Origin of the sequence: Roseivivax sp. GX 12232 (assembly GCF_021272185.1) — a bacterium.
Lineage (GTDB): Bacteria > Pseudomonadota > Alphaproteobacteria > Rhodobacterales > Rhodobacteraceae > Roseivivax.
Window position 1 is genome coordinate 18783 of record NZ_JAJSEC010000005.1, and the last position, 11612, is coordinate 30394.

General features: G+C 68.6%; 12 protein-coding genes. 4 read left to right on the forward strand and 8 right to left on the reverse strand.

Features of this window, described 5'->3' with window-relative positions:
• A complete protein-coding gene (locus LR948_RS10225; RefSeq protein WP_370634929.1) occupies positions 1–414 on the forward strand; it encodes a PaaI family thioesterase in 414 nt (137 codons plus the stop codon).
• Positions 415–521: 107 nt separating this feature from the next.
• On the opposite strand, the gene LR948_RS10230 is transcribed toward LR948_RS10225, so the two are convergent.
• From LR948_RS10230 to LR948_RS10260, 7 genes are read right to left on the reverse strand one after another with little or no spacing between them, the layout of a single operon-like run.
• Positions 522–1418 (reverse strand): lysophospholipid acyltransferase family protein, encoded by an 897-nt coding sequence (locus LR948_RS10230; RefSeq protein WP_232753920.1) that lies wholly within the window; start codon positions 1416–1418, stop codon positions 522–524.
• A 1-nt stretch (position 1419) separates the two neighbouring features.
• Positions 1420–1698 carry an HPr family phosphocarrier protein gene (locus LR948_RS10235; protein ID WP_232753921.1) on the reverse strand — a complete coding sequence of 93 codons (279 nt, stop codon included), beginning with the start codon at positions 1696–1698 and terminating at the stop codon, positions 1420–1422.
• A 22-nt stretch (positions 1699–1720) separates the two neighbouring features.
• Entirely contained in the window at positions 1721–2137 is a 417-nt protein-coding gene (locus LR948_RS10240; RefSeq protein WP_232753922.1) for a PTS sugar transporter subunit IIA, read from the reverse strand.
• Entirely contained in the window at positions 2134–3063 is a 930-nt protein-coding gene (gene rapZ, locus LR948_RS10245) for an RNase adapter RapZ (protein ID WP_232753923.1), read from the reverse strand. The genes LR948_RS10240 and rapZ overlap by 4 nt, the downstream gene beginning before the upstream one ends.
• Positions 3064–3069: 6 nt before the next feature.
• Positions 3070–3528, reverse strand: a complete 459-nt coding sequence (locus LR948_RS10250; RefSeq protein WP_232753924.1) for an HPr kinase/phosphorylase — start codon at positions 3526–3528, stop codon at positions 3070–3072.
• 10 nt (positions 3529–3538) lie between these two features.
• Entirely contained in the window at positions 3539–5269 is a 1731-nt protein-coding gene (locus LR948_RS10255) for a sensor histidine kinase (protein ID WP_232753925.1), read from the reverse strand.
• A 6-nt stretch (positions 5270–5275) separates the two neighbouring features.
• Positions 5276–5977, reverse strand: coding sequence for a response regulator transcription factor (locus tag LR948_RS10260; protein ID WP_232753926.1), 702 nt, complete (start codon positions 5975–5977; stop codon positions 5276–5278).
• Between the two features lie 342 nt (positions 5978–6319).
• On the opposite strand from LR948_RS10260, the gene LR948_RS10265 reads away from it, so the two are divergent.
• Together LR948_RS10265 and LR948_RS10270 are read left to right on the forward strand one after the other, a co-directional pair.
• The gene (locus LR948_RS10265) at positions 6320–7918 is read left to right on the forward strand and encodes a phosphoenolpyruvate carboxykinase (RefSeq protein ID WP_232753927.1); all 1599 of its coding nucleotides are present in this window, start codon (positions 6320–6322) and stop codon (positions 7916–7918) included.
• A gap of 111 nt (positions 7919–8029) precedes the next feature.
• Positions 8030–8560, forward strand: coding sequence for a DUF3859 domain-containing protein (locus tag LR948_RS10270; RefSeq protein ID WP_232753928.1), 531 nt, complete (start codon positions 8030–8032; stop codon positions 8558–8560).
• 40 nt (positions 8561–8600) lie between these two features.
• Here the strand turns inward: LR948_RS10270 and LR948_RS10275 are convergent, their stop codons facing one another.
• The gene (locus LR948_RS10275; RefSeq protein ID WP_232753929.1) at positions 8601–9371 is read right to left on the reverse strand and encodes a sulfite exporter TauE/SafE family protein; all 771 of its coding nucleotides are present in this window, start codon (positions 9369–9371) and stop codon (positions 8601–8603) included.
• A gap of 148 nt (positions 9372–9519) precedes the next feature.
• Between LR948_RS10275 and LR948_RS10280 the strand changes: the two genes are divergently transcribed.
• Positions 9520–11208, forward strand: a complete 1689-nt coding sequence (locus tag LR948_RS10280; protein ID WP_232753930.1) for an acyl-CoA dehydrogenase family protein — start codon at positions 9520–9522, stop codon at positions 11206–11208.
• Positions 11209–11612 lie beyond the last annotated feature (404 nt).

Sequence of the window (11612 nt, forward strand, 5' to 3'; positions counted from 1 at the left end):
ATGCAGGACCGCATCCAATCCTCCTTCGACCGGCAAAGCCTGATGGCGACGCTCGGCGCGCGGCTCGCGCGGGTCGCTCCGGGCGCGGTGGAGATCACCGTGCCGCTCGCGCCGCATGTGCTGCAGCAGCAGGGGCTGGCGCACGGCGGGCTGACCTTCTCGATCGGCGACAGCGCGGCGGGTTATTCGGCGCTGACCACGCTGTCCGAGGAGATGGAGGTGGTGACCTCGGAGATGAAGATCCACTACCTCGCCGCGCCGAAGGGCGTGACGCTGATCGCTCGCGGGCGGGTGGTGAAACCCGGGCGGCGGCTGATCGTGGTGGCAGCCGATGTGCACGCGGTCGACGCCGAGGGCGCGGAGCGGCATGTGGCGCTTCTGACCGGGACGATGATCCCGGTGCCAACGGGCTGAGGCGCGGGCCGGCCCCGAGGCGAGATTTCCATTTTCTGAGAATGGCGCTGCAAGCTGGACCGCGCGCGCGGCCCGAGGCCCTGCCCTGCACCGCGCGCCGCCGCCCCCTAGCGGCTGAGCCCCATGGTCAGCGCCCGGAGCCGGGCGCTCAACTCGCGGCCCTCGGGGGCCAGCTCGGCGATCTCCTCGGGCCCGAGCGGCGCGCCGACGATCGGCGCCTGGGGGCGCCCGCAGGCCGCCACCACCTCGTGGATCAGGAGCCCCTGGCGCAGCGTCGCGGAGAGCCGGTTGGCCACCTGGTAGGCCCGCGAGTTCTGCCCCGAGAAGCGGATCGGCACCACCGTCGCGCCCGAGCGCAGCACCATCTTGGCGGTGAAGGGGTTCCAGTCGCGCTCGATCACCGGCCCGAAGGCGCTGTCGGAGGAGGCCACCACGCCCGAGGGAAACAGCACGATCACCCCGCCCGCCGCCAGGTGATCCATCGCCTCGCGGCGCATCTTCAGGCTTTGCTGGCGCGCGTCAGGCTCATGCGGGAAGGGCACCGGGATCATGAAGCGCTGAACCTCGTCGACCCCGGTCAGCAGCGACCGGGTGAGGATCTTGTAGTCGTCGCGCACCCGGCCGATCAGCTCGGCCAGGACCATGCCGTCGACCAGCCCGTGAGGGTGGTTGGCGACCACGATCACCGGGCCCTTGGCGGGGATGCGGGCGATTTCCTCGGATGGGGTCTCGAGCGCGATGCCCATGATGTCGAGCGCGCGCTGCCAGAAGGCCTGGCCCTCGACGAGGCCCATGCGTTCGAAGCGGCGGACCATGCGCAAAAGCGTCAGCTTGCCGGTCAGCCATTCCAGCGCGCGGATCGTGCCGCGCTTCCAGGGGCTCGCGAAGGTATTGGCGTAGCTCAGCTTGCGCTTGTCGTAGGGGGCCTGGACGGGCGTGACCTCGACCGGGGGCTCGGGCGGATCGCCGGTGCGCCCCGGCGCCTCGAAGAGGTCGGGGCGCATGTCAGTTGCCCTCGCCGAACCGGTCCGAGACCAGCGCCTCGATGGCGTCGGCCAGGGGCGCCGCGTCGGGCCCCGAGGTCTCGACGTTGATCGTGGCGCCCTTGGCGGCGGCCAGCATCAACAGCCCCATGATGCTGTCGCCGGCGGCCGACATGCCGTCGCGGCTGACCTCGGCGCGGGCGTCGAAGCCCTCGACCACCTCGACCAGCTTGGCCGAGGCCCGCGCATGCAGGCCCTTTTCGTTCACGATCTTCATCTCGCGGCGCACGCTGTCGGTCATCGGCCCTGCCCTGGCTTTTGTCTCAGGCCGTCTTGGCGGGCGCCACGCCCCCCGGCCCGATGTTCTGGCTGTCGATATACTTGCGCCCGGCCTCGAGCGCGATGCGCACCGCATCCGGCACCGCCAGATGGCGGGACTTCGCCAGCTTGATCAGCATCGGCAGATTGGCCCCGTAGAGGATCCGCCGGTTGTCGGGCTGGCAGGCCAGGAGCGACAGGTTCGAGGGCGAGCCGCCGAACATGTCGGTGACGATCACCACGCCCTGGCCCTGGTCGACCACATCGGCGGCGTCGCAAATCTCGGATTGCTTGGCGGAGCGGTCATGGTCGGCCTCGATCGCGATGGCCCGGATGCCCGGCTGTTCGCCCACGACATGCACGATCGCCGCGAGATACTCCCGCGCCAATCCGCCATGCGCCACGATGACGATTCCGATCAAGGCTGGCTTCCATCCTTTCCGCCGTCGGCGAGCCTGTCGCGGCCCGGGGTGAGGATGCCCCGGCGCTCCAGCTCACGGTGACTAATTGACACCTGCCACCCGCTCTCTGCAAGAGCGCCGGCCAGGCTTTCTGTTACGGCAACCGAGCGGTGTTGCCCCCCGGTACACCCGATCCCCACGGTGACATGGGTCTTGCCCTCCTCGCGATGGGCCGGGAGCAGGAAGCGCAGAAGCCCCCCGATGCGTTCCAGGAAGGGCGCGAGGCGGGCGTCCTCGGCGATGTAGTCCTGCACCTGGGCCGAGAGCCCGGTGGCCGAGCGCAGCGCCGTGTCCCAGTGCGGATTGCGCAGGAAGCGGCAGTCGAAGATCATGTCGGCGCCCTGCGGCAGCCCGCGCTTGTAGGAGAAGGAGACCAGCGACACGGTCAGCCGCGCCTCCTCGGGGGCGGTGAAGCGGCGGGCCACCTCGGCGCGCAGGTCATGCGGGCTGGTGGCGCTGGTGTCGATCAGGCTGTCGGCGGCGGCGCGCACCGGGTCGAGCAGCGCGAGCTCCTCGTCGATGCCCTCCTCGGGCGAGGCGTCCGGCGAGAGCGGATGGCGCCGCCGGGTCTCGGAGAAGCGCCGGATCAGCACCTCGCGGCTGCAATCGACGAAGAGCAGCTCGAGCCGCACGTCTTCCCGCGCCCGGAGCGCCGCCACGAGGTCGAGGAGCGCGGGCACCGCGAAGTCGCGGTTCCGCACGTCCACGCCCAGCGCGATGCCGCCCGCCCCGATCGGGGCCTCGAGAAGCCGGGGGATCAGCGAGAGCGGGATGTTGTCGATCGCCTCGACGCCGAAATCCTCGAGCGCGTTGATGGCGGTGGTGCGCCCGGCGCCCGAAGGGCCGGTCAAAAGGATCACGCGCGGGGTCTGGCTGTCGTCGGTCATCGGGGATCAGTGCTTTCTGCCATGCAGCATATATTGCCGGATCGCCGCTGCGAAAACCGCGCGCGAGATGTTGTGAAGGCAGGGCAGCGTGACGCCCGCGATGTGGCGCTCGCGGAAGGGCGGCAGGCGGTCGGTCTCGGGCGTGCCGAGGTCGACCACCAGCGCCAGGGCCGCGGGCGGCGCGGCGGGGGCGTTCAAGAGGCCGACGCCCCGCGCCTCGATCAGCCCTGCGATGGCCGCGGGCGCCTCGGCTCGAAGCGCGTGGCCGTCGCGGCGCAGGATCACCCGGTCGTCGGCGATGAGCCCCGCGCCCAGCGCCAAGAGCTCCAGCGCCAGGGCCGACTTGCCGCTGCCCGAGGGGCCGAGGATCAGGCAGGCCCGCCCGTCGAAAGCGACGGCCGAGCCATGCACCACCTGAGCGGCGTCGCCTTGGTCCGGGGCGCCCGGGGTCGGGCTGGCGCACATGGCGACCTCCTCAGATCGGCAGGCCGACCACGAAGCGCGCCCCCAGGGGTTCGGAGCTGATGTCGGCCTCGGTCGGGCGAATGTTCTCGGCCCAGATCACGCCGCCATGGGCCTCTACGATCTGCTTGGAGATCGCGAGCCCGAGGCCCGAGTTGTTGCCGAAGTCGCCTTCGGGGCGCTGCGAGTAGAAGCGCTTGAAGATCTTCGAGAGCGCCTGGTCGGGGATGCCCGGCCCGGTGTCCTCGACCACGACCAGCACGCGGTTGTCACGCTTGCGGGCCCAGACACGGATCGCGTCGCCATCCTCGCAGAAGGAGATCGCATTGGTGATCAGGTTCACGAAGACCTGCGCCAGCCGCGCCTCGAGCCCGTGAATCGCGATGGGCCGCGGCGGCAGGTCTGTGATGAACTCGATCCCCTTCCGGCGCGCGTCCTCGCCCAGGTATTGGGTCAAGTTGCCGACCATCTCCAGGAGGTCGAACTGCTGCTCTTCCTCTTTCACCAGCTCGCTGTCGAGCCGCGAGGCGTTGGAGATGTCCGAGACCAGCCGGTCGAGGCGGCGCACGTCATGCTCGATCACGTCGAGCAGCTTGTCGCGGTGTTCGTCCTTCTTGACGATGCGGAGCGAGCCGATGGCCGAGCGCAGCGAGGCGAGCGGGTTCTTGATCTCGTGGGCGACGTCGGCGGCGAATTGTTCGTTGCTGTCGATCCGGTCGTAGAGCGCGCCGACCATGCCGCGCAGCGCGCCCGAGAGCCGCCCGATCTCGTCGGGACGGGCGGTCAGGTCGGGAATGCGGATGCGGCCCGGCTGGGCGCTGCGGCGGTTGCGGTCGCGGCCGATCTCGGCGGCGGCGGCAAGGTCCGAGATCGGGTTGGCGATGGTCGAGGCCAGCACCAGGCTGAGCCCGATCGAGACCAGCGTGGCGATCACGAACATCTGCAGCACGCGGTCGCGTTCGAGCCGCACCGCGGTGTCGATCTCCTGCGCGGTGGACACGAGGCCCAAAGTGCCGATCACCTGCCCGCCGCTCTGGATCGGGGTCAGCGCGGTAAAGAGCGTCTCGCCCTGCGCCGAGGTGGTCTGCACCACATGGGTGCCGTCCTGGCCGCGCGCCTCGATGAGCTGGCGGACGCGGTCCTCCTCGGTGATGGCGGGATCGCCCGAGAGGATGTTGAAGACCCCGGCCATGGCCTGCCAGACCCGGCCCAGGAAATCCGAGATCACCGTGGGCTTTTCCTGCGCGCTTTCGGCGGCCAGCGCGTTGCTGAGCGGCAGGCTGCCCTGCGCCTCGCCGATCAGGAAGCGTTCGGTGTCGAAGACGAAGAGCCGCGCGCCCTCGCGCAGGTCGAGCCCGGCGAGCGTGTCGGAGACGTCGATGCCCGGCGCCTCTGCGCCGTCGGTGCCTGTGGCGGCGAGCTGCACCTCGAAGACATCGGCGACCAGCTCGACCTCGGATTCCATCGCCGAGGCGCGCTGGATCGCCAGCGTGTCGCGCGAGGAATTGAGATAGAGGATGCCCGCGACGAGGATGTTCAACGCGATCAGGTTGAAGATGATGATCTTCCGCGTCAGGGGCGACCGGTTCAGCGCGAAAAGGCCGCGGCGCGCGCGGCTTTCCTGCAGCTCCTTCTCGACGTTGGCGTCGGGCGCAACCCAGTCGTCGCCCAGCACGACTTCATCGTCGTGCCGGCCCTGGTCGCGCGACTCCTCGTCCGCATTTATACGCTCGGCAAGCGCCATAAGGCGTCACTCTTCGTTGTAGCGGTATCCGATACCATAGAGCGTTTCGATCGCGGAGAAATCATCGTCGACCGAGCGCATCTTCTTTCTGAGCCGCTTGATGTGGCTGTCGATGGTGCGGTCGTCGACATAGACCTGGTCGTCATAGGCCACGTCCATCAGCTGGTCGCGCGACTTCACGAAGCCCGGACGCTGCGCCAGCGCCTGCAGCAGCAGGAACTCGGTCACGGTCAGCGAGACGTCGCGGTCCTTCCAGGTCACCGAGTGGCGCAGCGGGTCCATGGTCAGCGACCCGCGGGTCATCAGCTTGGTTTCCTCGGTCTCGCCGACGGTGTTGGTGGCCAGCGCCTCCTGGCGGCGCAGGAGCGCGCGGATGCGCTCGACCAGCAGCCGTTGCGAGAAGGGCTTCTTCACGTAGTCGTCCGCGCCCATGCGCAGGCCCAGCACCTCGTCGATCTCGTCGTCCTTGGAGGTCAGGAAGATGACCGGCATCTTGGACTTCTGGCGCACCCGCTGCAGCAGGTCCATGCCGTCCATGCGGGGCATCTTGATGTCGAAGACGGCCATGTCGGGCATCTTCTTGTTGAATGCGTCGAGCGCCTGCTGCCCGTCGTTGTAGGTTTCGACCTCGAACCCCTCGGCCTCGAGCGTCATCGACACCGAGGTCAGGATGTTGCGGTCGTCGTCCACAAGAGCGATCTTGTTCATCGGAGACATCCTTGTACTGCTCACGTTTTTTCTGCGCATTATGCGCACCGCCGGTCGGCGGAACAATTCCAATCTGCGAATCACCCCGGGCACCGTCACAATTTCACCGCAATTTTCGTAACGCGCGGCTTAATGGCCACGGTTTGCCAGGATGGGTGGATGGCCGCGCAAGATGATTGCGCTAAACCGCTTTTGGTTGCGCTAACGGACACTTTGGCACCTTTCCGGCCCGGAAAACCGCGTGTTATGCGATCTGTACCGGGCGCTCCGACGTCCGGCTGCGCGCCGCTGCCGGCGCGCCTCGCCATGCATCACGCAGCAGATGGCCGGAGGAGCCAAGCCATGACATCTGGACGGGTCAACCCGAACTTTCGCCTCGAGGACCAGGGGATCGAAGGTCTCGGCAACGTCTATTACAACCAGCTCGAGCCCGCCCTGATCGACGCCGCGCTGCGCCGTGGCGAGGGCACCCTGGGCCGCGGCGGCGCCTTCCTGGTCACCACCGGCAAGTTCACCGGCCGCTCGCCCAAGGACAAGCACGTGGTGCGCACGCCCTCGGTCGAGGACGCGATCTGGTGGGAGAACAACGCCGCCATGTCGCCCGAGGGCTTCGACGCGCTCTACGACGACATGATCGCCCACATGAAGGACGGCGAATACTTCGTGCAGGACCTCTTCGGCGGCGCCGATCCGACGCATCAGCTCAACGTGCGGGTGGTCACCGAACTGGCCTGGCACGGGCTGTTCATCCGCCACATGCTGCGCCGTCCCGACGCCGAGAGCCTCGACGATTTCACCGCCGATTTCACCATCATCAACTGCCCGAGCTTCAAGGCCGACCCGAAGAAACACGGCTGCCGCTCCGAGACGGTGATCGCGCTGAACTTCGACCGCAAGCTGATCCTGATCGCCAACACCGAATACGCCGGCGAGAACAAGAAGTCGGTCTTCACCCTGCTCAACCACCTGCTGCCCGAGAAGGGCGTGATGCCGATGCATTGCTCGGCCAACCACGCCAAGGGCAACCCGGTGGACACGGCGATCTTCTTCGGGCTTTCGGGCACCGGCAAGACCACGCTCTCGGCCGACCCCGACCGCATCCTGATCGGCGACGACGAACACGGCTGGTCCGAGCGCGGCACCTTCAACTTCGAGGGCGGCTGCTACGCCAAGACGATCAACCTCTCGGCCGAGGCCGAGCCCGAGATCTACGCCACCACCACCAAGTTCGGCACCGTGATCGAGAACATGATCCACGATCCCGAGACGCTGGAGCTGGATTTCGACGACGACAGCCTGACCGCCAACATGCGCTGCGCCTACCCGCTGGAGTATATCTCCAACGCCTCGAGCTCGGCGCTTGGCGGGCATCCGAAGAACATCATCATGCTGACCTGCGACGCCTTCGGGGTGCTGCCGCCGATCGCGCGGCTGACGCCGGCGCAGGCGATGTATCACTTCCTGTCGGGCTTCACCGCCAAGGTCGCCGGCACCGAGCGGGGTGTGACCGAGCCGCAGCCGACCTTCTCGACCTGCTTCGGCGCGCCCTTCATGCCGCGCCGCCCCGAGGTCTACGGCAACCTCCTGCGCGACAAGATCGCCAAGCACGGCGCCACCTGCTGGCTGGTCAACACCGGCTGGACCGGCGGCGCCTACGGCCAGGGCTCGCGGATGCCGATCAAGGCGACCCGGTCGCTGCTGTCGGCCGCGCTCGAGGGGCGACTCTCCTCGGCCGAATACCGCAAGGATCCGAACTTCGGCTTCGAGGTCCCGGTCAAGGTCGAGGGCGTGGCCGAGCTCCTGCTCGACCCGCGCCGCACCTGGGACGACAAGGCCGCCTATGACGCCCAGGCCGAGAAGCTGGTGCAGATGTTCGCCGACAACTTCGCGCAATACCTGCCCTACATCGACGACGACGTGAAAGCCGTGGCGATCGGCTGAGGCCCACGTCTCTCGACGGATCCCAGGCACCCCGGCGGCCCCCGCCGGGGTGTCGCGCTTTTGAGCCCCCGGGCAATTGACAGCCCCGCCGCGCGCCGCACCATTACTGCCATGCGCCCCGCCCTTCTCTGCCTCTGCCTTGCGCCCCTGCCCGCGCCCCTCGCGGCCGAGGTGGCCTATGACCCCGCGCGCTTTGCCATCGAACAGGGCGTCTTCTGCGACGTGCCTTCGGTCGGAGAGGTGGCCGCACCCGGCACCGCCGCGGGCAAGATCGAGCTTTTCGACGTCATGCCCGAGTTCCAGTGGCGGACCGACGTCGTGCCCGCCGTGCCGGACGTGAGCTTCGGGGTGAAAAGCAGCGCGATCGACGGGCAGCTTTACGACGGGGTGATCCTGTCGCTCGAACATCCGCCCTTCCGCGAAAGCGGCCATACCCGCCAGGCCTATGTGACCGAGCTTGGCGGCAGCGGCACCTCGATCAACGCCTATACCTTCGATCTGCCCGAGGAGCGGGTGCCCGGCCTCTGGATCATCCGCGCCGAACGGGAGGGAGAGCTGCTCTACGAGGCGCGCTTCCAGGTGGTCCCGGCGGATCTGGCGCCCGAAATCGCGGCGGTCTGCGGCGGGCTGCCTCTGTCCTGAGCGCGCGAGAGGTTGCAGGGGCGGCCCCGACCGGCCTGCCTCAGGCGAAGAACGCCCGGCGCAACAGGTTCAGCCCCGCGATCAGCAGCACCCAGAGCGTCGCCCGGCGGAACAGCCGCTGGTCGAACCGGTCCTGCACCCGCCCGCCGAGCCACATGCCCGCCACCGCCGCCGGGATCATCGCCAGCGACAGCCAGACGGTCTGTGCGTTCAAGACGCCCGAGCCCATATGCGCCACGGTCAGCAGCACCGCGCCCAGCCCGTAGATCACGCCCTGCACGCGGATCTGTTCGGTCTTCTCGGTGTTGAGCGCCATGAGATAGGCCACCGTCGGCGGCCCCCAGACCCCCGAGAACCCGCCGATGAAGCCCGCGAAGGCGCCGATGCCCACCTCGAAGCGGCGCGAGGGCCCGGCGGGCAGCCGCCCGTCCCAGCCCGCGATCTGCGCCAGCGCGAAGGCCACGATGGGCACCCCGATCAGCGCCAGCATCAGCGCCACCGGCATCACCGTCACCAGCTGCGCCGAGGCCACCAGCATCACCCCGCCCACGATCAGGAAGATGCGGAACTTCCGGGTCGACTGCCAGGCCGCCGCGGGACCCTGCCGCAGCGCCTGCATGCCGTTCGACACCAAGGTCGGCAGGATCAGCGCCGCCAGCGCCAGCTCGGGCGCCAGGACCGAGCCGAGGCCCGAGATCATGATCATCGGCATGGCGAATCCGACCACGCCTTTGACGAATCCGGCGAACAGGGTGACGGCCAGCGCGCCCGCCCAGGCCAGGGGTGACAAAAGGTCCACGAAGCTCTCCATGGGCCCTGTGTTACCAGAGAGGCGCGCGGCAACCAGCGGAATCGGCTGCGCAACATTTGAACAACTTGCGGTATCCCCGTGTATCTTTGTTGCGCTGCACCTGCGAAGAGGTTATGCCGGGGGCCGAAGTCAGAAAGGGATGCGCAGCATGGCACATGACGGTCAGGATCCGACACTCTCCGCGGGCAGCACCCTGCCCGATCTTCTCGCGCTGACCGGCGCCGCCCTGGCGCCCGCCGAGGAGGTGCTGGGCCTGGCCACCGAGCGGCTGCGCGCGCTTGTCACCGAGGGCGAGCGTGTCTCCGGCGCGCGGATCGAGGCACACCAGACCGCCGCCCATGGGCTCGCCTGGCTCGCCACCTACGTCGAGGCGCTGCGCCAGATGCAGGCCTGGGCCGAGAAGCTCGACGCCGAGGGCGCCTTCGGCGAGGTCGAGGCGCTGATCCACCAGATCGCCTTCGGCGAATACCTCTGGCAGATCTACGGTGGCATCCAGATGAACCAGGGCGAGGTGGTGCGCCTGCAGGACATCGGGCTGTCGCAAGAGGACATGCGCGTCCTCATGGCAGAGCCGGTCATGGCGCTGACCCAGGGCGGCAACACCCAGGCCGCGCGCGAGCGGCTGGTGCAGCTCATGCGCGAGCGCAACGCCGAGATCACCGTGGGCAAGACCGGGCTCGACGAGGAGCTCGAGATGATCCGCGAGCAGTTCCGCCGCTACACGCTCGACAAGATCGCGCCTCATGCCCACGACTGGCACCTCAAGGACGCGCTGATCCCGATGGAGGTGATCGAGGAGCTCTCCGAGATGGGCGTCTTCGGGCTCACCATCCCCGAGGAGTTCGGCGGGCTGGGCCTCTCCAAGGCCTCGATGTGCGTGGTCTCCGAAGAGCTGTCGCGCGGCTATATCGGCGTGGGCTCGCTCGGCACCCGCTCGGAGATCGCCGCCGAGCTGGTGATCGCCGGGGGCACGCCCGCGCAGAAGGAGAAATGGCTGCCGGGCCTCGCCTCGGGCGAGATCCTGCCCACCGCGGTCTTCACCGAGCCCAACACCGGCTCCGACCTCGGCAGCCTGCGCACCAAGGCGCAGAAGGACGACAAGGGCGACTGGGTGCTGAACGGCAACAAGACCTGGATCACCCATGCCGCCCGCACCCATGTGATGACCGTGCTGGCGCGTTCGGTCCCGGGCACCGACGATTACCGCGGCCTGTCGATGTTCCTGGCCGAGAAGACCCCCGGCACCGACGAGGCGCCCTTTGTCGATCCGGGCATCTCGGGCGGCGAGATCGAGGTGCTCGGCTACCGCGGCATGAAGGAATACACCGTCAACTTCGACGACTTCCGCGTGGCCGGAGAGAACCTTCTCGGCGGCGAGGAGGGCCGCGGCTTCAAGCAGCTCATGGAGACCTTCGAGAGCGCCCGCATCCAGACCGCCGCCCGCGCCATCGGCGTGGCGCAATCGGCGCTCGACGAGGGCATGGGCTACGCCGAGGACCGCAAGCAGTTCGGCAAGCCGCTGGTGGCCTTCCCGCGCGTCGCCTCGAAGCTCGCGATGATGGCGGTGGAGATCATGGTGGCGCGGCAGCTGACCTATTTCTCCGCGCGGGAAAAGGACGAGGGCCGGCGCTGCGACCTCGAGGCCGGCATGGCGAAGCTCCTCGGCGCGCGGGTCGCCTGGGCGGCGGCCGACAACGCGCTGCAGATCCACGGCGGCAACGGCTTCGCGCTGGAATACGCGATCAGCCGCATCCTCTGCGACGCGCGGATCCTGAACATCTTCGAAGGCGCGGCGGAGATCCAGGCCCAGGTCATCGCGCGGCGGTTGCTGGCGTAAGGGGTTGGGGCGCGTTTGGGGGTGGTCGGTGCGCTCAGCTGGGGGCATCAGCTGGCGCATCGGCTGAGGTTCGCAGCGGACATCGGCTGAGTTTTGCTGCGGGCATCGGCTGAGGTTCGACTTCCTAGCTCAGGTCTCCTGGTTCCTGAACGAGCCACCCGCTGGCGCGCCGCAACTGGCCCGGTGTCGGTGCTTCCGAGATCGCGGACCCCTGCCGCTGTGCCGCCCTCTCACCCCTCCCGAACCCAGGGCGCGCGCCGGACCGGGGGCCGGCGCTGCCGACCTCAGAGCTGCGCGCTTTATCCACGCAAAGTCAGGACGAGAGGATAGCTGAGCACGCCGTCCCAAGGAGCGCCGGCCCATCGGGCCGGTCCGGCGCGCGCCCGGCACCTTCGGTGCTATTC

What these genes read in the sequence shown, in the direction of transcription:
- LR948_RS10230 (WP_232753920.1), bottom strand. Translation starts at nt 1,418, where the DNA reads ATGCGCCCCGACCTCTTCGAGGCGCCGGGGCGCACCGGCGATCCGCCC.
- LR948_RS10275 (WP_232753929.1), bottom strand. Translation starts at nt 9,371, where the DNA reads ATGGAGAGCTTCGTGGACCTTTTGTCACCCCTGGCCTGGGCGGGCGCG.
- LR948_RS10250 (WP_232753924.1), bottom strand. Translation starts at nt 3,528, where the DNA reads ATGTGCGCCAGCCCGACCCCGGGCGCCCCGGACCAAGGCGACGCCGCT.
- LR948_RS10280 (WP_232753930.1), top strand. Translation starts at nt 9,520, where the DNA reads ATGGCACATGACGGTCAGGATCCGACACTCTCCGCGGGCAGCACCCTG.
- LR948_RS10270 (WP_232753928.1), top strand. Translation starts at nt 8,030, where the DNA reads ATGCGCCCCGCCCTTCTCTGCCTCTGCCTTGCGCCCCTGCCCGCGCCC.
- rapZ (WP_232753923.1), bottom strand. Translation starts at nt 3,063, where the DNA reads ATGACCGACGACAGCCAGACCCCGCGCGTGATCCTTTTGACCGGCCCT.
- LR948_RS10225 (WP_370634929.1), top strand. Translation starts at nt 1, where the DNA reads ATGCAGGACCGCATCCAATCCTCCTTCGACCGGCAAAGCCTGATGGCG.
- LR948_RS10260 (WP_232753926.1), bottom strand. Translation starts at nt 5,977, where the DNA reads ATGAACAAGATCGCTCTTGTGGACGACGACCGCAACATCCTGACCTCG.
- LR948_RS10255 (WP_232753925.1), bottom strand. Translation starts at nt 5,269, where the DNA reads ATGGCGCTTGCCGAGCGTATAAATGCGGACGAGGAGTCGCGCGACCAG.
- LR948_RS10235 (WP_232753921.1), bottom strand. Translation starts at nt 1,698, where the DNA reads ATGACCGACAGCGTGCGCCGCGAGATGAAGATCGTGAACGAAAAGGGC.
- LR948_RS10265 (WP_232753927.1), top strand. Translation starts at nt 6,320, where the DNA reads ATGACATCTGGACGGGTCAACCCGAACTTTCGCCTCGAGGACCAGGGG.